This is a genomic window from Modestobacter sp. SSW1-42 (assembly GCF_046635825.1).
Lineage (GTDB): Bacteria > Actinomycetota > Actinomycetes > Mycobacteriales > Geodermatophilaceae > Modestobacter.
Window position 1 is genome coordinate 500,290 of the sequence record NZ_JBISCA010000002.1, and the last position, 19,630, is coordinate 519,919.

A 19,630-nucleotide genomic window follows, 5' to 3' on the forward strand; every position below is an offset into this window, starting at 1 on the left:
TGTGCGGGTGCACGGTAACGCCACGCGCCGTCCGTCCCGGTGCCCCCATCGGTGAGGATGGGGGCGTGCGCACCGTCGAGGAACACCAGGCCGTGGTCGCCGGGCTGCTCGCCCCGCTGCCGGTCGAGGAGGTCGCGCTGGCCGCGGCCGCCGGACGGGTGCTGGCCCGGGACCTGCCGGCGCTGGTCGGGCTGCCCGGGTTCACCAACTCGGCGATGGACGGCTACGCCGCCCGGCACGCCGAGGTCGGCGGGGCCGGTGAGGCCTCCCCCGTGCGGCTGCCGGTGGCCGAGGACGTCCCGGCCGGCCGCACCGACGTCCCGGCCCTGCAGCCGGGCACCGTCCACCGGATCATGACCGGCGCCCCGGTCCCCGCCGGCGCCGACGTGATCGTGCCGGTGGAGCGCACCGACGCGGCCACCGACGTCGTCACGATCACCAGCTCCCCGGCCGCGGGCACGCACCTGCGGCACGCCGGCGAGGACATCCACGCCGGCGAGCTGGCCCTCCCCGCCGGGACGGCGCTGGGCGCCGCGCAGCTCGGGCTGGCCGCGGCCGTGGGGTACGCGACCGTCCCCGTGCGCCGCCGTCCGCGGGTGCTGGTGCTCTCGACCGGCAGCGAGCTGGTCGAGCCCGGCCGGCCGCTGGCGACGGGCCAGATCTACGAGTCCAACTCGGTGCTGCTGGCCGCCGCCGTCACCGAGGCCGGCGGCGAGGCGCGCACGCTGCACTTCGTCCCCGACGACGTGGACCAGTTCATGGCCACGGTGCGCGCCGAGCTGTCCTGGGCCGACGTCCTGGTCACCAGCGGCGGGGTCAGCGCCGGCGCCTACGAGGTGGTCAAGGACGCCTTCCGCGGGCTCGGCACCGTCGAGTTCGGCAAGGTCGCCATGCAGCCCGGCGGCCCGCAGGGCGCCGGCACCGTGGACGGCGTCCCGGTGGTCACCCTGCCGGGCAACCCGGTGAGCTCGTTCGTGTCCTTCGAGGTCTTCGTGCGCCCCGCGCTGCGCCGGGCCCTGGGCCACGCCTCCCCCGACCGGCTGCGCACCACCGCGCGGCTCACCGCCCCCCTGCGCTCCCCCGCCGGACGCCGCCAGTTCCTCCGCGGCCGCTTCGACGGCGCCGTCGTCGACCAGGTCGGTGGTCCCGGCTCGCACCTGGTCGCCCACCTGGCGCGGGCCAACTGCCTGGTCGTCGTCCCCGAGGACGTCACCGAACTCCCCGAGGGCGCGCAGGTCGCCGTCGTCCTGATCGAAGGAGCGCTGCAGTGAGCGAGACCCGACTGACCCACCTCGACGAGTCCGGCGCCGCCCGGATGGTCGACGTGACCGCCAAGGCCGTCACCCCACGGGTCGCCACCGCGGCCGGGCGGGTGCTGGTCAGCCCCGAGGTCGTGGCGCTGCTGCGCGGCGAGGGCGTGCCCAAGGGCGACGCGATCGCCGTGGCCCGGATCGCCGGCATCGCCGGGGCCAAGCGGACGCCGGACCTGGTCCCGCTGTGCCACCCGATCGCCCTGCACGGGGTGACGGTCGACCTCCAGGTGACCGACGAGGCCGTCGAGATCACCGCGACCGCCCGCACCGCCGACCGCACCGGCGTCGAGATGGAGGCGCTCACCTCCGTCGCCGTCGCCGGGCTCACCGTGATCGACATGGTCAAGGCCGTCGACCCGCGGGCCACGGTCACCGACGTCCGGCTGCTGTCGAAGTCCGGCGGCAAGAAGGGCGACTGGGTCCGGTGAGCACCCCGCTGCCCGCCGGGGCCCGCGCCGTGGTCGTGACCGCGTCCAACCGGGCCTCGGCCGGGGTCTACGAGGACCGCAGCGGCCAGGTGCTCGCCGCGGGGCTCCGCGCGATGGGCTTCGACGTCGAGGGTCCGCACGTGCGCCCCGACGACGTCGCCGCGCTCACCGAGGTGTTGCGGGCGGCGGTGGCCGGCGGCGCGGACGTCGTCCTGACCACCGGCGGCACCGGCCTGTCGCCCACCGACGTCACGCCGGAGGCGACCCGGGCCGTGCTCGAGCGGGACGCCCCCGGGCTGGCCGAGGCCGTGCGCCGCTACGGCGAGCCGACGGTGCCGACGGCGGTGCTGTCCCGCGGGGTGGCCGGGACGGCGGGCCGCACGCTGATCGTCAACCTGCCCGGCTCGACCGGCGGGGTGCGCGACGGGCTGGCCGTGCTCGGCCCGCTGCTGCCGCACGTGGTCAGCCAGCTCCGCGGCGGCGACCACACCGGTTGACGGAGTCCCAGGGGTGCGTTCTCCGCGCCCTGGGACTCCACTAGTCGGGCAGGACCAGGCGCTCGGGGTGGGTGTAGACGTTGCAGCCGTCGCCGCGCAGGAACCCGACGAGGGTGACGCCGACCTCCTGGGCCAGCTCCACGGCCAGCGAGCTGGGCGCCGACACCGCGGCCAGCACCGGGACGGCGGCCATCGCGGCCTTCTGCGTCAGCTCGAACGACGACCGGCCGCTGACCATGAGCACGTGCCCGGCCAGGGGCACACGGCCCTCGCGGACGGCGTCGCCGACGACCTTGTCCACCGCGTTGTGCCGGCCGACGTCCTCGCGCAGGGCGACCATCTCCCCGTCGGCGGTGAACAGCCCGGCCGCGTGCAGCCCGCCGGTCTTGTCGAACACCTGCTGGGCGGCGCGCAGCCGGTCCGGTAGCGCGAGCAGCGTCTCCAGGGTCAACCGGGTGTCGTCGGCGGCGACGTCGTAGGCGGTCTTCGTGCGGATGGCGTCGATGCTGGCCTTGCCGCAGACGCCGCAGGAGCTGGTCGTGTAGAAGTTCCGGTCCAGCGCGGTGTCCGGGGCCTCGACGCCGGGCGCCAGGTCGACGTCGACGACGTTGTAGGTGTTGCGCCCCTCGTCGTCCACGGAGTTGCAGTAGCGCAGTCCGGCGATGTCGGCGGCCGAGGAGATGACCCCCTCGGTGGTGAGGAAGCCGTGCACCAGGTCGAAGTCGTCGCCCGGGGTGCGCATGGTGACCGCGAGCGGCGTGCCGTCGAGCCGGATCTCCAGCGGTTCCTCGGAGGCGACCGTGTCCGGTCGCCGGGTGTGCACGTCGCCTCGGATGCGCAGCACCGGGGTGCGGCTGGTCACTCGTCCCACGTGCCCGACGGTACTCACCACTCGCGCCCTACCGTTCCCCGCATGAGCACGCCGCCGCCCTTCGCCGCCGTCGTCCTCGCCGGTGGCCGGTCGGCCCGCCTGGGCGGGCAGCCCAAGCCGCAACTGGACGTCGGCGGGCGCACCATGCTGGCCGCCGTGCTCACCGCGGTCGAGGGCGCCGGGCAGCGCATCGTCGTCGGCCCGCCGCAGCTCGTCCCGGACGGCGTCCTGCTGGTGCGGGAGGCGCCGCCGGGAGGGGGCCCGGTGCCGGCGCTGGCCGCGGGCCTGGCCGCCGTGGCGCCCGGCACCGAGGTGGTCGCCGTGCTCGCGGCCGACCTGCCGTTCGTGACCCGCGACCTGGTCGACGAGCTGCGGGAACGGCTGGACGGCGACGGGGTGCTGGTCGTCGACGAGACCGGCCGCGACCAGCTGCTGCTCGGCGTCTGGCGGACGGCGTCGCTGCGGGCCGCCGCGGCCGGGGCGCGCCCGCACGCGCCGCTGCGCGGCGTCCTGGCCCCGCTGACCGTCACCCGCCACCGCCCGCTCGTGCCCGCCGGGGAGCCGGCACCGTGGACCGACTGCGACACCCCCGCCGAGCTGGCCCGGGCGCGCGCGTCGGCGGCCGGGCGACTGCCGGGGCCGCCCGCCGGGTAGGCGGCGGGCATGCGCGTCGTCATCGCAGGAGCCCATGGACAGATCGCCCGCCGCCTCGGCCGGCTGCTCAGCGGCCGGGGGGACACCGCCGTCGGCATCGTCCGCAACCCCGACCACCGCGCCGACCTGGAGTCCGACGGTGTCGAGCCCGTCGTGCTGGACCTCGAGCAGGCCTCCGTCGCGGACGTCACCGCGGTGGTCGCTGGTGCCGACGCCGTGGTCTTCGCCGCCGGGGGCGGGCCGAACAGCGGCATCGCCCGCAAGGACACCGTCGACCGCGGTGCCGCCGTGCTGCTCGCCGAGGCCGCGGAGGCCGCCGGCGTGCGGCCCTACCTGCTGGTGTCCTCCATCGGCGTCGAGCAGGTCGCCGACGGCGCCACCCCCGAGGGGATGGACGAGGTCTTCGTCGCCTACCTGCGCGCCAAGCTCGCGGCCGAGACCGACGTGCTGTCCCGCGCGGGCCTGTCCCCGATGGTCCTGCGCCCCGGCAGCCTCACCGATGCCCCGGGCACCGGCCGGGTGCGGCTCGAGCACGTCACCGAGCACGGGGAGGTCCCGCGGGACGACGTCGCCGCGGTCCTGCTCGAGCTGCTGGACCACCCGCAGGACGGGCTCGTCGTCGAGCTGCTGGCCGGTGACACCCCGGTCGCGGAGGCGGTCGCCGCCCTCCCCTGACGTGCCCGGCCGCGGGGTCAGCCGGCGGTCGGGTCCGTCGACCGCTTGGCCCGGGTCACCAGCGTGCGGGCGGCCAGCTGCGCGTCGTCCGGGTAGTCGACCCGGACGAGCGTCAGCCCCCCGGCCGGGGCCACCGGGACGTCGTTGGCGCGGCTGGTCAGCGACAGCAGGGACGCCGGCCACCCCGGCTCGCGGCGGCCCTCGCCGACGGCGATGAGCGCGCCGACCAGGCTGCGCACCATCGAGTGGCAGAACGCATCCGCCGACGCGCGGATCTCGATGACCTCGTCGTGCCGGTCGACGTCGAGCTGCAGCAGGGTGCGGATCGTCGTGGCGCCCTCGCGCCGCCGGCAGTACGCCGCGAAGTCCTGCTGTCCGAGCAGGAGGGCGGCGGCGACCCGCATCCGACCGGCGTCGAGCCGGCGGGCCCAGGCGGCGGTGTCGGCGCGCCGCAGCGGCGGGGGGCCGGCCTCGGAGTCGGTCAGCCGGTAGACGTAGTGCCGGGCGAGCGCGGCGAACCGGGCGTCGAAGTCGTCGCTGACCACCCGCACGCCGGTGACGGCGATGTCGGCCGGCAGGACCCCGCGCAGCCGGCGGACCAGCTTGCCGGCGTGCTGCTCCAGCAGCGCCGGTGGCAGGTCGGTGTGCGCGACCTGGCCGGTGGCGTGCACCCCGGCGTCGGTGCGGCCGGCGACGGTCAGGTCGACGTCCCGCCGCAGCACCGTGGCCAGACCCAGCTCCAGCTCGCCCTGGACGGTGCGCTGGCCGGGCTGGCGGGCCCAGCCGTGCAGCGCCGTCCCGTCGTAGGAGATGTCCAGGCGGACGCGGACGAGCCCGCCACCGGTGTCGGTGGCGGGCTCGTCGGCGTTCGGGTGCTCCACGGAGCGGACCGTCAGGAGACGGTCGAGGTCACTTGGGGTCGACCTCGGGCTCGCCACCGGGGGCCTGACGGCCCGCGGTCGCGGCGTCGCCGAGCTCGGCGGCCTCGACCTCGGCGGCGGCCGCGTTCGCGACCTCCGGCGACAGGGTCGGGTCGTCGACGACAGCGGCGTTCTCGGCGGTGGGCTGCGGGGTGACGTCGCCGTCGTCCTGCCGCTCGCCGTCGGGGTTGTAGACGTCGGTGACGATCTCCTCGGCGTCCTCGAGGCCCTCGGCCCCACTGACGACGGCCGGGCTGGTGTCGCCGCCCGGGCCGGTGGTCACGTCGGTGTCGACGAGACCGGGCTCGGTGGCGTCGGCGGTGACCTCACCGGAGGCTGCCGCAGCACCGGCGCCGGAGGCGAACCGGCTGCCGCGGGCGCGCTCGGCCTCGCCGACGGCCTGCTGCGCGACGGTCTGACCCTCGACCAGCTCGATGATCGCCATCGGCGCGTTGTCGCCCTTGCGGGGACCGACCTTGACGATGCGGGTGTAACCGCCCGGACGGTCCGCGAAGCGCGGGCCGATCTCGGCGAAGAGGTGGTGGACGACGGACTTGTCACGGATCGTCGTCATCACCTGACGACGGGCGTGCAGGTCGCCGCGCTTGGCGAAGGTGATGAGCTTCTCGGCCAGCGGGCGCAGCCGCTTGGCCTTGGTCTCCGTGGTGGTGATCCGGCCGTGCTCGAACAGCGAGGTGGCCAGGTTGGCCAGCATCAGCCGCTCGTGCGCGGGGGACCCGCCGAGACGAGGGCCCTTGGTGGGGGTGGGCATGTCGGTCCTTCCTCAGGCCGCCGGGAGTGTCCCTGCGCGCCGCGCGTTCACTGATGGGTGGTGCTCCGGTGCCGGCGGTGCCGGAACCGGCGGGACCCTGCCGCCCCGGGGGCGGCAGGGTCCGTCTGTCAGAGCTGCTCGGTCTCCTGGAAGGAGGTCTCGTCGAACTGCGCCGGGTCGCCGTAGGCGGCGTCGCCCTGGTAGGCGTCGGTCTCGTAGCCCTCGTCGTAGCTCTCCACCGAGGTGGGGACGAACCCGGGCGGGCTGTCCTTCAGGGCGAGGCCCATGGCGGCCAGCTTGAGCTTGACCTCGTCGATCGACTTCGCGCCGAAGTTGCGGATGTCGAGCAGGTCGGCCTCCGAGCGGGTGACGAGCTCACCGACGGTGTGCACGCCCTCGCGCTTGAGGCAGTTGTAGGACCGGACGGTGAGGTCCATGTCCTCGATCGGCATCGAGAAGTTCGCGATGTCGGCGGCCTCGGCCGGGCTGGGCCCGACCTCGATGCCCTCGGCGTCGACGTTCAGCTCGCGCAGCAGACCGAACAGCTCCACCAGGGTGGAGCCGGCGCTGGCGATGGCGTCGCGGGGCTCCATCGACGGCTTGGTCTCGACGTCGACCACGAGGCGGTCGAAGTCGGTGCGCTGCTCGACGCGGGTGGCCTCGACGGCGTAGGTCACCTTGAGCACCGGGGAGTAGATCGAGTCGACGGGGATGCGACCGATCTCCTGGCCGGGCTGCTTGTTCTGGGTGGCCGGCACGTAACCACGCCCGCGCTCGACGACCAGCTCGACCTCGAGGCGGCCCTTGGCGTTCAGCGTCGCGATGTGCAGCTCGGGGTTGTGCACCTCGACACCGGCCGGGGGCGCGATGTCGGCGGCGGTGACCTCACCCGGGCCCTGCTTGCGCAGGTACATGGTCACCGGCTCGTCGGAGTCGGAGCTGACCACGAGGCCCTTGAGGTTCAGGATGATCTCGGTGACGTCCTCCTTGACGCCCGGCACGGTGGTGAACTCGTGCAGGGTGCCCTCGATGCGGATGCTGGTGACAGCAGCGCCGGGGATCGAGGACAGCAGGGTGCGACGCAGCGAGTTGCCGAGGGTGTAGCCGAAGCCGGGCTCGAGCGGCTCGATGACGAACCGGGAGCGCTGGGCGTCGATGGTCTCCTCGGTGAGGGTCGGACGCTGTGCGATGAGCATGGTGGTTCTCCTTCGTGTCCTCCGGCGACCGCCATATGACGCCGTGAGGGAGGTGGTGCCGGCGGGGCGGACATCGGTCCACCCGCTCCGCCGTGGTGCACCCCGTCCCCGTCGCGAACTCGCGACGGGGACGGGGACGGGGACGGGCTGCTTACTTGGAGTAGAGCTCCACGATCAGCTGCTCCTGGACCGGGGTGTCGATCACCTGGCGCGCCGGGATGCTGTGGACCAGCACCTTCAGCTGCGAGGAGATGACCTCCAGCCACGGCGGGACCGGACGGGAGCCGGCCTTCGCCTGGGCGAGCTGGAACGGGACCATCTCGGTGGACTTGGCGGCCACCTCGAGGATGTCGTTCGCGGTCACCCGGTAGGACGGGATGTCGACCTTGCGGCCGTTGACCTTGATGTGGCCGTGGCGCACCAGCTGACGGGCCATGTCACGGGACTCGGCGAAGCCGGCCCGGTAGACCACGTTGTCCAGGCGCGACTCGAGGATCTGCAGGAGGACCTCACCGGTCTTGCCCTGCTTCTTGTTGGCCTCTTCGTAGTAGCCACGGAACTGCTTCTCCAGCACGCCGTAGATGCGGCGGGCCTTCTGCTTCTCACGCAGCTGGAGCAGGTACTCGCTGTCCTTGCTGCGGCCACGACCGTGCTCACCCGGCGGGTAGGGCCGGATCTCGATCGGGCACTTCGGGGACTCGCACTTGCTGCCCTTGAGGAACAGCTTCATCTTCTCGCGCCTGCACAGACGGCAGTCGGCTCCGGTGTAACGGGCCACGTCAAATACTCCTAGATCGTCTCGTCAGTGACCGGTCAGACCCGGCGGCGCTTCTTGGGCCGGCAGCCGTTGTGCGGCTGCGGCGTCACGTCCTGGATCTGCCCGACCTCGAGGCCGGTGGCCTGAAGGGAACGGATCGCGGTCTCGCGACCCGAGCCGGGGCCCTTCACGAAGACGTCGACCTTGCGCATCCCGTGCTCCTGGGCCTTGCGCGCGGCGCTCTCGGCAGCCATCTGCGCCGCGAACGGCGTGGACTTGCGCGAGCCCTTGAACCCGACGTGGCCGGCCGAGGCCCAGCTGATCACGTTGCCCGTGGGGTCGGTGATCGACACGATCGTGTTGTTGAAGGTGCTCTTGATGTGCGCCGCGCCGTGAGCGACGTTCTTCTTCTCCTTGCGGCGCACCTTCTTGGTGCCAGCTGCCGCGCGAGCCCTGGGAGGCATCTCTCTCCGGTCTGAGTCTGTGTTCGTGGCCTGGTCGCCTCCCCCGCCGTGGCGAGGGAGGCGGTCGTGCTCAGGCGCACCGTCGGTCCGGCCCTACGGACCAACGACGGTGCGCCGACGTGCTGGGATCAGCGGGCCTTCTTCTTGCCCGCGATGGTCTTGCGCGGGCCCTTGCTCGAGCGCGCGTTCGTCTTCGTGCGCTGCCCGTGCACCGGCAGGCCGCGGCGGTGCCGCAGGCCCTGGTAGCAACCGATCTCCACCTTCCGGCGGATGTCGGCGGCCACCTCACGGCGCAGGTCACCCTCGACGCGGAAGTGCTCGTCGATGTAGTCGCGCAGCTTGAGCAGGTCCTCGTCGGTCAGGTCCTTGGCGCGCAGGTCCGGGCTGACGCCCGTCGCGGCCAGGGTCGCCTTGGCCGAGGTCGGCCCGATCCCGTAGATGTAGGTGAGCGCGACCTCCATCCGCTTCTCGCGGGGAAGGTCAACGCCAGCAAGTCGAGCCATTGTCCGGTACTCCCTCAGCCCTGGCGCTGCTTGTGCCGGGCGTTCTCGCAGATGACCATGACCCGGCCGTGCCGGCGGATCACCTTGCACTTGTCACAGATCTTCTTCACCGACGGCTGGACCTTCACCGGTGCCGCCCTCATTCCTGTAGATCGTGGCCGGTCCGCAGGCGTCGGTGGACGCCGGACCGGCGGGGGTCACTTGTAGCGGTAGACGATGCGGCCGCGGGTCAGGTCGTAGGGCGACAGCTCCACGACCACGCGGTCCTCGGGCAGGATGCGGATGTAGTGCTGCCGCATCTTGCCGCTGATGTGGGCGAGCACTCGGTGCCCGTTCTGCAGTTCGACCCGGAACATCGCGTTGGGCAGCGGCTCGACGACGCGACCCTCGACCTCGATGGCCCCGTCCTTCTTTGCCACGCCTACACGGCCTCCTCGTTCGATCGGACTGCATTCGCCCATGCCGCAGCGGCAGGGCGGTGGTTCTGGGTTCGGTGCAGCGCGCAGACCCGGGTTCTCCAGGGGCTGGGCGCGGTGGTGCGGGCGATCTCGCAGAGGGCGTCCGTCAGCGTACGGCCACAGCACGACGACGGGCGGCGCGAACGCCAACGGTCACTGTACTCCCTGGGCGGCCCGGGCTCCAACCCGGTCCAGGGTGACGCTGACCCCTGCCGTCAGGAGCGTGGTGTCACGCCGAACGGCGCGAGACCCGCGACGCCGCCGTCCTCCGCGGTGAGGACCCAGGGACCCTCCGGGGTGATCGCCACGCTGTGCTCGAAGTGCGCGGCGCGCGACCCGTCCTTGGTCACCACGGTCCAGCCGTCGTCGAGCTCGGCGGTCGCCGGGTCGCCCACGGTGACCATGGGCTCGATCGCCAGGGCCAGGCCGGGCACGAGCTTGGGCCCGCGGCCGGCGCGGCCGTAGTTGAGCACGTGCGGGTCCTGGTGCATCTCGGTGCCGATGCCGTGGCCGCCGTAGTGGTCGACGATGCCGTACCGGTGCGGGTGCGCGGTGATCGACTGCTCGACCGCGGCGCTGATGTCGGTCAGCCGGCCACCGGCGATCGCGCGGGCCAGCCCCGCCCACATGGAGCGCTCCGTCACCTCGATCAGCTCCAGGTCCTCGGCGCGCGCGGTGCCCACGGTGAGCGTCACGGCGGAGTCGCTGTGCCAGCCGTCGAGCACGGCGCCGCAGTCGATGGAGATGTTGTCGCCGTCGGCCAGGACCCGGTCCGGGGACGGGATCCCGTGCACGACCTCGTCGTTGACCGACGCGCAGATGGTGCCGGTGAAGCCGTGGTAACCCAGGAAGTTGGGCACCGCGCCCCGGGACCGGATGTGGTCCTCGGCGATGGCGTCGAGCTCACCGGTGGTGACACCGGGGGCCACGGCGGCCTTGACCGCCGCGATGGCCCCGGCCGTCACCAGGCCCGAGGCCCGCATGAGCTCGATCTCGTGCGGTGTCTTGATCTGGATCATGCGTCCACTCCACTTCGCCAGCACGGGCAGGCGTGCCAGGAGGGCGGCGCCACGGTCACCGTGCACCTCGCCCCCGCTTCCTCAGCTCGCGGCCGGGGCCCCGGCAGCGCCGTCGTCGGTGAAGCCGAGCGCCGTCAGCGCGCGATCGGTGACCTCGTCGATCTCGCCGATCGCGTCGATCTGGCTCAGCAGCCCGGCCTGACGGTAGAACCCCGACAGTGGCGCGGTCTGTTCCCGGTAGACCTCCAGGCGGTGCCGGACGGTCTCGGGCTTGTCGTCGTCACGCTGGACCCACTCGCCGTCGACGAGCATCCGGCGGCCCGAGAGCCGGCGCACCAGCTCGTCCTCGTCGACCACGAGCTCGAGGCAGCGGTCGAGCTGGTGCCCGAGCTCGGCCAGCGAGTCGCGCAGCTGCTCGGCCTGGGCGATGGTGCGCGGGAACCCGTCGAGCAGGAAGCCCGCCTTGGCGTCGGGCTCGGCCAGCCGGTCGGTCACCATCGCCACGGTGATCTCGTCGGGAACGAGGTCCCCGGCGTCCATGTACGCCTTGGCCTGCCGGCCGAGCTCGGTGCGCCCGCTGACGTTCGCCCGGAAGATGTCTCCGGTGGAGATCGCGGGGACCGACATGCGGCCGGCGATGATCTGAGCCTGGGTGCCCTTGCCTGCTCCGGGAGGGCCCAGCAACACGACGCGCACTAGCGGAGGAACCCTTCGTAGCTGCGCTGGTTGAGCTGTGTCTCGATCTGCTTGACCGTCTCCAAGCCCACTCCCACCATGATCAGCACCGCGGTCCCGCCGAACGGGAAGTTCTGGTTGTTCCCCGGCTCGGTGATCGAGAGGAACAGGTTGGGCAGCACGGCCACCAGTCCCAGGTAGATCGACCCGGGCAGGGTGATGCGCGACAGCACGTACTGCAGGTACTCCGCGGTGGGACGTCCGGGACGGATGCCGGGGATGAAGCCGCCGTAGCGCTTCATGTCGTCGGCCCGTTCCTCGGGGTTGAACGTGATCGAGACGTAGAAGTACGTGAAGAACACGATGAGCGCGAAGTAGATCGCGATGTGCACCGGGCTGCTCTGGTTGATCACGTAGTTTTCGAAGAACCGGCGCACCGGGCCGCTGGTGTCGCCCTGGAGCTGGCTGACCAGCTGCGGCAGGTAGAGCAGCGACGAGGCGAAGATGACCGGGATGACGCCGGCCTGGTTGACCTTCAGCGGCAGGTAGGTCGAGGTGCCGCCGTACATGCGCCGCCCGACCATGCGCTTGGCGTACTGGACCGGGATGCGTCGCTGGGCCTGCTCGACGTAGACGACCGTGCCGATGATCAGGACCGCGAAGACGCAGACGATCGTGAACACGGCCGCGCCGCGGGTCTGCAGGATGGACCCGCCCTCGGCCGGGATGCGCGCCGCGATCGAGGTGAAGATCAACAACGACATGCCGTTGCCGATCCCCTTCTCGGTGAGCAGCTCGCCCAGCCACATGATCACGGCGGTGCCGGCGGTCAGCGTCACGACGAGCACCACCGTCGTCCAGACCGAGTCGGACGGGATGATGTCCTGACCGCAGTTGGGGAACAGCTGGCCGCTGCGGGCCAGGGCGATGATGCCGGTGCTCTGCAGCACGGCGAGCGCGATGGTCAGGTAGCGGGTGTACTGGGTCAGCTTCGCCTGACCCGACTGCCCTTCCTTCTTCAGCTGCTCGAACCGTGGGATGACCACCACCAGCAGCTGCACGATGATGCTCGCGGTGATGTACGGCATGATGCCGAGCGCGAACACCGACAGCCGCAGCAGCGCGCCACCGGAGAACAGGTTGACCAGCGAGTAGACGTCACGCTGGTCGGAGGCGTTGGCCTGCTCCAGGCAGCTGTTGATCGCCTCGATCGAGACGCCCGGCCCGGGCACGCTGGCGCCCAGCCGGTAGACCGCGATCAACGCCAGGGAGAACAGCAGCTTGCGCCGGAGATCTGGCGTCCGGAACGCAGCGGCGAACGCCTGCAGCACGTGCCCTCCCCAAGTCGGTTCATCGAGGCTATCAACAACGGAGCGGCCCTCCGGCCCCCCACCGCTGTCGCTCTCGCGGTGGGGCCGGGCGGACGGGCCGGTAACAGCAGAAGGCCCCTCCGCCGTCCGCCACGAGCTGGCTCGCGGCGGTCGGCGGAGGGGGCCTCCCTCAGAGCGGGGTGGTGCTGCCCCCGGCAGCGCCGCTCTTCTCCTCGGCGGACTTGGAGAAGGCGTGCGCCTGCACGTCGACCTTCACCCCGCCGAGCTCGCCGGCGCCCAGGACCTTGATCGGCTGGCCGCGCCGGACGGCGCCGGCGTCAGCCAGCGTGTCCGGGTCGACACGGCCGCCCTGCGGGAACAGGGAGGCGATCCGGTCCAGGTTGACGACCTGGAAGACGACCTTGTTGTTGTTCTTGAAGCCCGAGAGCTTCGGCAGCCGCATGAAGAGGGGGGTCTGGCCACCCTCGAACCGTGCAGAGACCTGCACGCGGGCGCCGGAGCCCTTGGTGCCGCGACCGGCGGTCTTGCCCTTGGAGCCCTCACCACGACCCAGGCGGGTCTTCTTGGTGTGGGCGCCGGGGGCCGGACGCAGGTGGTGGACCTTGAGAGTCATGACGTTCCCCTGCTCAGACGATCTCTTCGACGGTGACCAGGTGCGGCACCGTCGCGACCATCCCGCGGATCTCGGGACGGTCCTCCTGGACGACCGAGTCGCTGATCCGCTTGAGCCCGAGCGAACGCAGCGTCTGACGCTGGTTGGGCTTGGTGCCGATCGCCGACTTGATCTGGGTGACCTTCAGCTGAGCCATGTCAGACCCCCTGTCCGGCCCGGGCGCGCAGCATGGCGGCCGGGGCGACGTCCTCCAGGGGCAGACCGCGGCGGGCCGCGATCTCCTCGGGACGGACGAGGTCCTTCAGCGCCTGCATGGTCGCGTGGACGATGTTGATCGGGTTGGAGGACCCGAGGCTCTTGGAGAGCACGTCGTGGATGCCGGCGCACTCGAGCACGGCGCGCACCGGACCACCGGCGATCACACCGGTACCGGGGCTGGCGGGCTTGAGCAGCACCACACCGGCCGCGGCCTCACCCTGCACCGGGTGCGGGATGGTGGCGGCGATGCGGGGCACCTTGTAGAAGTGCTTCTTGGCCTCCTCGACGCCCTTGGCGATCGCCGCGGGCACCTCCTTGGCCTTGCCGTAGCCGACACCCACGGTGCCGTCGCCGTCGCCGACGATCACCAGCGCGGTGAAGCTGAAGCGCCGGCCGCCCTTGACGACCTTGGACACGCGGTTGATCGCGACCACGCGCTCGATGAACTGGCTCTTCTCGACGGGGCCGCCGGGGCCACGCCCGCCGTCCCGGCGGTCACGCCGGTCGTTGCCGCCGCCGCTGTTGCCGCCGGCGCCGGGGCCACCCGTACCGCCGGCGCCACCGCCGCGTCGCTGGGGTCCTGGCATCAGACGTCCCTCTCGATCGTGTTCGAAGTCGTGGAAGTGGTGCGCATCAGAAGTCCAACCCACCCTCGCGGGCGCCGTCGGCCAGCGCGGCGATGCGGCCGGCGTACCGGTTGCCACCGCGGTCGAAGACGACGGCGGCGATCCCGGCGGCCTTGGCGCGCTCGGCCACCAGGGCACCGACCCGACGGGCCAGGGCGCTCTTGTCGCCCTCGACGCCCTTCAGGCTGGCGTCCATGGTCGAGGCGCTGGCCAGGGTGCGACCGACGGTGTCGTCGACGACCTGGACGTGGATGTGCCGGCTGCTGCGCTTGACGACCAGACGGGGACGCTCCGGCGTGCCGCCGACGCGCTTGCGCAGGCGGTTGTGCCGGCGCAGCCGCGAGACGCGGCGCGCGGTGCTGATGTCGGTCCCGACGGGCTTGTGCACCCGGGGGCCCTTCGCGGTGTTCGCTGCAGTGGTCATCACTTGCCCGTCTTCCCGACCTTGCGCTTGACGACCTCGCCCTGGTACCGCACGCCCTTGCCCTTGTACGGGTCGGGCTTGCGGATCTTGCGGATCTTGGCGGAGACCTCGCCGACCTGCTGCTTGTCGATGCCGCTGACGCGCAGGCGGGTGGGGGCCTCGACGGTGAAGGAGATCCCCTCGGGGGCCTTCACGACGACCGGGTGGCTGAAGCCCAGCGCGAACTCGAGGTCCGCACCACGGGCCGCCACGCGGTAACCCACGCCGACGATCTCCAGGGTCTTGTCGTACCCCTGGGTGACGCCGGTGATCATGTTGGCGATGAGGGTGCGGGAGAGGCCGTGCAGGGCACGGCTCTCGCGCTGGTCGTCGGGACGCTGCACCTGCAGCGTGCCGTCCTCACCGCGCTCGACGGTGATGGGAGCGGCCACCGTGTGGCTCAGCTTCCCCTTCGGGCCCGAGACGTTGACCGTGCGCCCGTCGATGGCGACGTCAACCCCACTGGGCACCGGAATCGGGAGTCGTCCGATCCGTGACATGTCTGAGTCTCCTCTTACCAGACGTAGGCGAGGACTTCCCCACCCACGCCCTTCTTGTTCGCCTGCTTGTCGGTCAGCAGTCCGGTGGAGGTGGAGATGATCGCCACCCCGAGGCCGCCGAGGACCTTCGGCAGGGAGGTCGACTTCGCGTAGACCCGCAGGCCGGGCTTGGACACCCGGCGGATGCCGGCGATGCTGCGCTCACGGTTGGGGCCGTACTTGAGGGAGACCACGAGCTCCTTGCGGACGTGGCCGTCCACCTCGACGTCATTGACGGTCCAGCCGCCGATGTAACCCTCCTTCTGGAGGATCTCGGCGACGTGCGTCTTCAGCTTCGACGACGGCATCGCAGCTGTGTCGTGGTACGCCTGGTTGGCGTTCCGCAGCCGCGTGAGCATGTCCGCGATCGGGTCGGTCATCGTCATGTGTCGGTCGTGCCTCTCTCACCGCGGTTCCGCACGCGCTGGGTCACGGGGACTTGGCGCAGGGCCTTCGGCGATCGGTGGTGCGTCTTCAGGTGACCGGTTGGTCGGTGGTGCAGAGCCGTGCCGGCCCCGTCCCAGGGCGGTGCCCTGGGACGGGGGACGTCACCAGCTGGACTTGGTCACGCCCGGCAGCTCGCCGGCGTGGGCCATCTCGCGGACGCAGATCCGGCACAGGCCGAACTTGCGAAAGACCGCGTGCGGACGACCGCACCGCTGGCAGCGGGTGTAACCGCGCACCTTGAACTTCGGGGTGCGGGCTGCCTTGTTGACAAGAGCCTTCTTGGCCATATCTGTGTCTCCCGGGACTTCTACGCAGACCGCGTCAGCGGGTCGCGTTGACGACGGTCTGGCCGGCGAAGGGGAAGCCGAGCAGCGTGAGCAGCTCGCGACCCTCCTCGTCATTGGTGGCGGTGGTCACCAGGGTGATGTCCATGCCGCGGGGACGGTCGATCTTGTCGACGTCGATCTCGCGGAACATCGACTGCTCGGTCAGACCGAACGTGTAGTTGCCGTGCCCGTCGAACTGCTTCGGGTTCAGGCCACGGAAGTCGCGGATGCGGGGCAGGGCCAGCGAGAGCAGCCGGTCCAGGAACTCCCACATGCGGTCGCCGCGCAGGGTGACCTTGGCGCCGATGGGCATGCCCTCGCGCAGCTTGAACTGGGCGATGGACTTGCGGGCCCGGACGACGGCCGGCTTCTGGCCGGTGATGGCGGTGAGGTCGCGGACCGCGCCGTCCATCAGCTTCGCGTCGCGGGTGGCCTCGCCGACGCCCATGTTGACCACGATCTTGACCAGACCGGGGATCTGCATGACGTTGCTGTAGCCGAACTCCGACATCAGGGCCGGTGCGATCTCCTCGCGGTACCGGGCCAGCATGCGGGGCAGTTCACGCGTGGGTGCGCTCATGATCAGAGGTCCTTACCGGTGCGCCGGGAGACCCGGATGTTGCGGCCGTCTTCGTCCTTGCGGTACCCGACGCGGGTGGGGTTGCCCTCGGAGTCGACGACCATCACGTTGCTCACGTGGATGGCGGCCTCCTGGGTCACGATCCCGCCGGACTGGGCGCCGCGCTGGTTGCTGCTGACCCGGGTGTGCTTCTTGACCCGGCCGATGCCCTCGACCAGGACCTTCGACGTCTTGGGGAAGGCGGCGATGACGCGGCCCTTGGCACCCTTGTCCTTGCCGGACAGGACGACGACGGAGTCGCCCTTCTTGACCTTCATCGACGGGGTCTTCCCCTTGCTCTGCTGAGCCATGATCACAGCACCTCCGGCGCGAGCGAGATGATCCGCATGAAGCGCTTGTCACGCAGCTCGCGGCCCACGGGGCCGAAGATGCGGGTACCGCGCGGGTCGCCGCTGTCGCGGATGATGACCGCGGCGTTCTCGTCGAAGCGGATGTAGGAGCCGTCGGGACGACGACGCTCCTTCACCGTGCGCACGACGACGGCCTTGACGACGTCGCCCTTCTTCACGCCTGCGCCGGGCAGCGCGTCCTTCACGGTGGCGACGATGACGTCACCGATGCCCGCGTAGCGTCGACCCGACCCACCGAGAACCCGGATGCACAAGATCTCCTTGGCCCCGGTGTTGTCGGCGACTCGCAGTCGCGACTCCTGCTGGATCACTACCTGCTCCTGTGTCTCAGTGTCGACAGCCGGACCGGATCGGTGAACCGGCTGTCCGGCGCCCATGTGCGGACGCACCGGCAGCGATCGCCGCCGGTGCGTCCGTTCACGGGTGCCGGGATGTGGCGCGCACCCGGAGGGCGCGCCAGTCGTCCAGGGTACTCCCTGCTCACCGACCTGGGGAGGTCGGTGGTCAGCTGCTTACTTGGCCTTCTCCACGACCGACACCAGACGCCACCGCTTGGTGGCGGAGGTGGGGCGCGTCTCCATGATCTGCACCCGGTCGCCGATGCCGGCGCTGTTCTGCTCGTCGTGCGCCTTCAGCTTGCTGGTACGGCGCAGGACCTTGCCGTACAGCCCGTGCTTCACGCGGTCTTCGACCTCGACGACGATGGTCTTCTCCATCTTGTCGCTGACGACGAGCCCCTCGCGGACCTTGCGGTCCGCGCGCTCGACCGGTGCGTTGCTGGCCTCGCTCATGCCACACCCTCGTTCGGGGCGACCGAGAGACCCAGCTCGCGCTCGCGCATGATCGTGTAGATCCGGGCGATGTCGCGGCGGACGGTCTGCAGTCGCCGGTTGTTGTCCAGCTGGCCGGTGGCCACCTGGAACCGCAGGTTGAACAGCTCTTCACGCGACTCGCGCAGCCGGGTGGCCAGCTCGTCGACGGAGAGCTCGCGCAGCTCGGGCGCAGTGAGACCGGCGGCCATCACGCCTCTCCTTCTCGCGAGATGAAGCGGCACTTCATCGGGAGCTTGTGGATCGCACGCCGCATCGCCTCACGGGCGATCGGCTCGTCGACACCGGACAGCTCGAACATGATCCGGCCCGGCTTGACGTTGGCCACCCACCACTCGGGCGAGCCCTTGCCGGAACCCATGCGGGTCTCGGCCGGCTTCTTGGTCAGCGGACGGTCCGGGTAGATCGAGATCCACACCTTGCCGCCACGCTTGATGTGGCGGGTCATGGCGATACGAGCGGACTCGATCTGCCGGTTCGTCACGTACGCCGGCTCCAGGGCCTGGATGGCGAAGTCACCGAAGTTGATCTCGGTGCCGCCCTTGGCCTTGCCCGAACGGTCCGGGTGGTGCTGCTTGCGGTGCTTGACCCGACGGGGGATCAGCATGATCAGGCCTCCGTGTTCTCGGCACCGGCGGCCTGAGCCACCGCGGTGCCCTCGGCGCCGGCAGCCTCGCCGACGCTCTGCTCGGGAGCGACCTCGCCGGAGGTGGCAGCCACGGCGGTGACCGTGGTGTCCTCCACCGGGCCGGTGCCCTCGGCGGCCGCGCGACCGGCCTCGGTGCCGCCGGCGGTGGTGCCCGACGAACCCGACCGGCGCTGCGGGCGCTGGGCCCGCTCGCGGCGCTGCTGACGCTGGGCGAGGGCCTCGAGGGCCTCCCGCTCGGCGCGCGAGCCACTGGCGTCGCCCTTGTAGATCCAGACCTTCACACCGATGCGGCCGAAGGTCGTGCGGGCCTCGTAGATGCCGTAGTCGATGTTCGCCCGGAGGGTGTGCAGCGGCACGCGACCCTCGCGGTAGAACTCCGACCGGCTCATCTCGGTACCGCCCAGGCGACCGGAGCACTGCACCCGGATGCCCTTGACCTGCGGGCTGCGCTGCGCGGACTGCATCGCCTTGCGCATCGCACGACGGAAGCTGACCCGGCTGGACAGCTGCTCGGCGACACCCTGGGCGACCAGCTGCGCGTCGGACTCGGGGTTCTTGACCTCGAGGATGTTCAGCTGGACCTGCTTGCCGGTGAGCTTCTCGAGCTCACCGCGGATGCGGTCGGCCTCCGCGCCGCGGCGGCCGATGACGATGCCCGGCCGGGCGGTGTGGATGTCCACGCGGACGCGGTCACGGGTGCGCTCGATCTCCACCTTCGAGATGCCGGCGCGCTCCATGCCCTTGCCCATGAGCTTGCGGATGGCCACGTCTTCCTTGACGTAGTCCGCGTACAGCTTGTCCGCGTACCACCGGGACTTGTAGTCGGTGGTGATGCCGAGCCGGAACCCGTGCGGGTTGACCTTCTGACCCACTAGCGGGTCCCTCCCCTCGTGTTGCTGGTCTGCTGCGTGGCCGGGCCGGACTGCCCGGTCTCGCGCCGTGCCTTGCGAGACCGCAGGGCGAGCTCGGCGCTCGAGCTCACCTCGGAGACCTCGACGGTGATGTGGCTGGTCCGCTTGTTGATGCGGAACGCCCGGCCCTGGGCCCGCGGACGGATCCGCTTGAGCGTGGGGCCCTCGTCGACGAACGCGGCGCTCACGACGAGCGCAGCAGGGTCGAGGCGGAGGTTGTGCTCGGCGTTCGCGACGGCGCTGGCGACGACCTTGGCCACCGGCTCGCTCGCGGTCTGCGGGGCGAAGCGCAGCAGCGCCAGCGCCTCGTCGGTGGGCAGGTAACGGATCATGTCCACCACCCGCCGCGCCTTCATCGGGGTGACACGGACGAACCGGGCGGTGGCCCGGGCGACCGGCGTCTCCTGTCCCAACTGGGAAGTCATCTGATGTCTTCTCTCTACCT

At 71.5% G+C, this 19,630-nt stretch carries 30 protein-coding genes and 2 pseudogenes; 5 read left to right on the forward strand and 27 right to left on the reverse strand.

The window, feature by feature from the left end:
- The first annotated feature begins 65 nt into the window (after positions 1-65).
- The 3 genes from glp to ACGBYP_RS07605 are packed head-to-tail and all read left to right on the forward strand — an operon-like array spanning position 66 to position 2,238.
- Positions 66-1,271, forward strand: a complete 1,206-nt coding sequence (gene glp, locus ACGBYP_RS07595) for a gephyrin-like molybdotransferase Glp (RefSeq protein WP_411582674.1) — start codon at positions 66-68, stop codon at positions 1,269-1,271.
- Entirely contained in the window at positions 1,268-1,741 is a 474-nt protein-coding gene (moaC, locus tag ACGBYP_RS07600; protein ID WP_411582676.1) for a cyclic pyranopterin monophosphate synthase MoaC, read from the forward strand. Before glp ends, moaC begins: the two co-directional genes overlap by 4 nt.
- Complete coding sequence (locus ACGBYP_RS07605; protein WP_411582678.1) at positions 1,738-2,238, forward strand: molybdenum cofactor biosynthesis protein B; 501 nt, start codon at positions 1,738-1,740, stop codon at positions 2,236-2,238. Before moaC ends, ACGBYP_RS07605 begins: the two co-directional genes overlap by 4 nt.
- A 40-nt stretch (positions 2,239-2,278) precedes the next feature.
- On the opposite strand, the gene fdhD is transcribed toward ACGBYP_RS07605, so the two are convergent.
- Positions 2,279-3,109 carry a formate dehydrogenase accessory sulfurtransferase FdhD gene (fdhD, locus tag ACGBYP_RS07610; protein WP_411582680.1) on the reverse strand — a complete coding sequence of 277 codons (831 nt, stop codon included), beginning with the start codon at positions 3,107-3,109 and terminating at the stop codon, positions 2,279-2,281.
- 42 nt (positions 3,110-3,151) lie between these two features.
- Between fdhD and ACGBYP_RS07615 the strand changes: the two genes are divergently transcribed.
- Both ACGBYP_RS07615 and ACGBYP_RS07620 read left to right on the forward strand, forming a co-directional pair.
- Positions 3,152-3,763 (forward strand): molybdenum cofactor guanylyltransferase, encoded by a 612-nt coding sequence (locus ACGBYP_RS07615; protein ID WP_411582682.1) that lies wholly within the window; start codon positions 3,152-3,154, stop codon positions 3,761-3,763.
- A 9-nt stretch (positions 3,764-3,772) separates the two neighbouring features.
- The gene (locus ACGBYP_RS07620) at positions 3,773-4,438 is read left to right on the forward strand and encodes an NAD(P)H-binding protein (protein WP_411582684.1); all 666 of its coding nucleotides are present in this window, start codon (positions 3,773-3,775) and stop codon (positions 4,436-4,438) included.
- A gap of 17 nt (positions 4,439-4,455) precedes the next feature.
- On the opposite strand, the gene truA is transcribed toward ACGBYP_RS07620, so the two are convergent.
- The 26 genes and pseudogenes from truA to rplV all read right to left on the reverse strand — a co-directional run.
- Entirely contained in the window at positions 4,456-5,319 is an 864-nt protein-coding gene (gene truA / locus ACGBYP_RS07625) for a tRNA pseudouridine(38-40) synthase TruA (RefSeq protein ID WP_411582686.1), read from the reverse strand.
- 463 nt (positions 5,320-5,782) lie between these two features.
- Positions 5,783-6,130, reverse strand: a pseudogene (gene rplQ, locus ACGBYP_RS07630) (50S ribosomal protein L17); the annotation flags it as partial.
- 128 nt (positions 6,131-6,258) lie between these two features.
- Entirely contained in the window at positions 6,259-7,326 is a 1,068-nt protein-coding gene (locus ACGBYP_RS07635) for a DNA-directed RNA polymerase subunit alpha (RefSeq protein ID WP_411582688.1), read from the reverse strand.
- A 151-nt stretch (positions 7,327-7,477) separates the two neighbouring features.
- Positions 7,478-8,104: a 30S ribosomal protein S4 gene (gene rpsD, locus ACGBYP_RS07640; RefSeq protein WP_411582690.1), complete on the reverse strand. Its 627-nt coding sequence runs from the start codon at positions 8,102-8,104 to the stop codon at positions 7,478-7,480.
- Between the two features lie 35 nt (positions 8,105-8,139).
- Complete coding sequence (gene rpsK / locus ACGBYP_RS07645) at positions 8,140-8,547, reverse strand: 30S ribosomal protein S11 (protein WP_163612630.1); 408 nt, start codon at positions 8,545-8,547, stop codon at positions 8,140-8,142.
- 128 nt (positions 8,548-8,675) lie between these two features.
- Positions 8,676-9,050 (reverse strand): 30S ribosomal protein S13, encoded by a 375-nt coding sequence (gene rpsM / locus ACGBYP_RS07650; protein ID WP_411582692.1) that lies wholly within the window; start codon positions 9,048-9,050, stop codon positions 8,676-8,678.
- Between the two features lie 14 nt (positions 9,051-9,064).
- Positions 9,065-9,178 (reverse strand): 50S ribosomal protein L36, encoded by a 114-nt coding sequence (gene rpmJ / locus ACGBYP_RS07655; RefSeq protein ID WP_014742835.1) that lies wholly within the window; start codon positions 9,176-9,178, stop codon positions 9,065-9,067.
- Positions 9,179-9,247: 69 nt separating this feature from the next.
- Positions 9,248-9,469: a translation initiation factor IF-1 gene (infA, locus tag ACGBYP_RS07660; protein ID WP_012950459.1), complete on the reverse strand. Its 222-nt coding sequence runs from the start codon at positions 9,467-9,469 to the stop codon at positions 9,248-9,250.
- A gap of 254 nt (positions 9,470-9,723) precedes the next feature.
- Positions 9,724-10,527 (reverse strand): type I methionyl aminopeptidase, encoded by an 804-nt coding sequence (gene map / locus ACGBYP_RS07665; protein WP_411582696.1) that lies wholly within the window; start codon positions 10,525-10,527, stop codon positions 9,724-9,726.
- 81 nt (positions 10,528-10,608) lie between these two features.
- Positions 10,609-11,223: an adenylate kinase gene (locus ACGBYP_RS07670; protein WP_411582698.1), complete on the reverse strand. Its 615-nt coding sequence runs from the start codon at positions 11,221-11,223 to the stop codon at positions 10,609-10,611.
- Complete coding sequence (gene secY, locus ACGBYP_RS07675) at positions 11,223-12,533, reverse strand: preprotein translocase subunit SecY (protein WP_411582699.1); 1,311 nt, start codon at positions 12,531-12,533, stop codon at positions 11,223-11,225. The genes ACGBYP_RS07670 and secY overlap by 1 nt, the downstream gene beginning before the upstream one ends.
- Before the next feature lie 169 nt (positions 12,534-12,702).
- Positions 12,703-13,146, reverse strand: coding sequence for a 50S ribosomal protein L15 (gene rplO, locus ACGBYP_RS07680; protein WP_411582701.1), 444 nt, complete (start codon positions 13,144-13,146; stop codon positions 12,703-12,705).
- A 13-nt stretch (positions 13,147-13,159) separates the two neighbouring features.
- The gene (gene rpmD / locus ACGBYP_RS07685; protein WP_014742840.1) at positions 13,160-13,342 is read right to left on the reverse strand and encodes a 50S ribosomal protein L30; all 183 of its coding nucleotides are present in this window, start codon (positions 13,340-13,342) and stop codon (positions 13,160-13,162) included.
- 1 nt (position 13,343) lies between these two features.
- Positions 13,344-13,991, reverse strand: a complete 648-nt coding sequence (rpsE, locus tag ACGBYP_RS07690; RefSeq protein ID WP_411582703.1) for a 30S ribosomal protein S5 — start codon at positions 13,989-13,991, stop codon at positions 13,344-13,346.
- 46 nt (positions 13,992-14,037) lie between these two features.
- Positions 14,038-14,454 carry a 50S ribosomal protein L18 gene (rplR, locus tag ACGBYP_RS07695; protein WP_163612623.1) on the reverse strand — a complete coding sequence of 139 codons (417 nt, stop codon included), beginning with the start codon at positions 14,452-14,454 and terminating at the stop codon, positions 14,038-14,040.
- Positions 14,454-14,993 (reverse strand): 50S ribosomal protein L6, encoded by a 540-nt coding sequence (rplF, locus tag ACGBYP_RS07700; protein ID WP_163612622.1) that lies wholly within the window; start codon positions 14,991-14,993, stop codon positions 14,454-14,456. Before rplF ends, rplR begins: the two co-directional genes overlap by 1 nt.
- 14 nt (positions 14,994-15,007) lie before the next feature.
- On the reverse strand, positions 15,008-15,418 hold the full coding sequence (rpsH, locus tag ACGBYP_RS07705; RefSeq protein WP_163612621.1) for a 30S ribosomal protein S8: 411 nt from the start codon (positions 15,416-15,418) through the stop codon (positions 15,008-15,010).
- Positions 15,419-15,580: 162 nt separating this feature from the next.
- Positions 15,581-15,766 carry a type Z 30S ribosomal protein S14 gene (locus ACGBYP_RS07710; RefSeq protein ID WP_014742845.1) on the reverse strand — a complete coding sequence of 62 codons (186 nt, stop codon included), beginning with the start codon at positions 15,764-15,766 and terminating at the stop codon, positions 15,581-15,583.
- Between the two features lie 34 nt (positions 15,767-15,800).
- Positions 15,801-16,385, reverse strand: coding sequence for a 50S ribosomal protein L5 (gene rplE, locus ACGBYP_RS07715; RefSeq protein ID WP_411582707.1), 585 nt, complete (start codon positions 16,383-16,385; stop codon positions 15,801-15,803).
- A 2-nt stretch (positions 16,386-16,387) separates the two neighbouring features.
- On the reverse strand, positions 16,388-16,702 hold the full coding sequence (gene rplX / locus ACGBYP_RS07720; protein WP_269174824.1) for a 50S ribosomal protein L24: 315 nt from the start codon (positions 16,700-16,702) through the stop codon (positions 16,388-16,390).
- A gap of 35 nt (positions 16,703-16,737) precedes the next feature.
- Entirely contained in the window at positions 16,738-17,106 is a 369-nt protein-coding gene (gene rplN / locus ACGBYP_RS07725; RefSeq protein WP_029433456.1) for a 50S ribosomal protein L14, read from the reverse strand.
- A 201-nt stretch (positions 17,107-17,307) separates the two neighbouring features.
- A complete protein-coding gene (gene rpsQ / locus ACGBYP_RS07730; protein ID WP_411582709.1) occupies positions 17,308-17,586 on the reverse strand; it encodes a 30S ribosomal protein S17 in 279 nt (92 codons plus the stop codon).
- Entirely contained in the window at positions 17,583-17,816 is a 234-nt protein-coding gene (rpmC, locus tag ACGBYP_RS07735) for a 50S ribosomal protein L29 (RefSeq protein WP_091061857.1), read from the reverse strand. Before rpmC ends, rpsQ begins: the two co-directional genes overlap by 4 nt.
- On the reverse strand, positions 17,816-18,232 hold the full coding sequence (rplP, locus tag ACGBYP_RS07740; RefSeq protein WP_411582711.1) for a 50S ribosomal protein L16: 417 nt from the start codon (positions 18,230-18,232) through the stop codon (positions 17,816-17,818). The genes rpmC and rplP overlap by 1 nt, the downstream gene beginning before the upstream one ends.
- Positions 18,233-18,234: 2 nt before the next feature.
- Positions 18,235-19,146, reverse strand: coding sequence for a 30S ribosomal protein S3 (gene rpsC, locus ACGBYP_RS07745; RefSeq protein WP_237496114.1), 912 nt, complete (start codon positions 19,144-19,146; stop codon positions 18,235-18,237).
- A 110-nt stretch (positions 19,147-19,256) separates the two neighbouring features.
- A pseudogene (rplV, locus tag ACGBYP_RS07750) lies at positions 19,257-19,610 on the reverse strand (50S ribosomal protein L22); the annotation flags it as partial.
- Between the last annotated feature and the right edge of the window lie 20 nt (positions 19,611-19,630).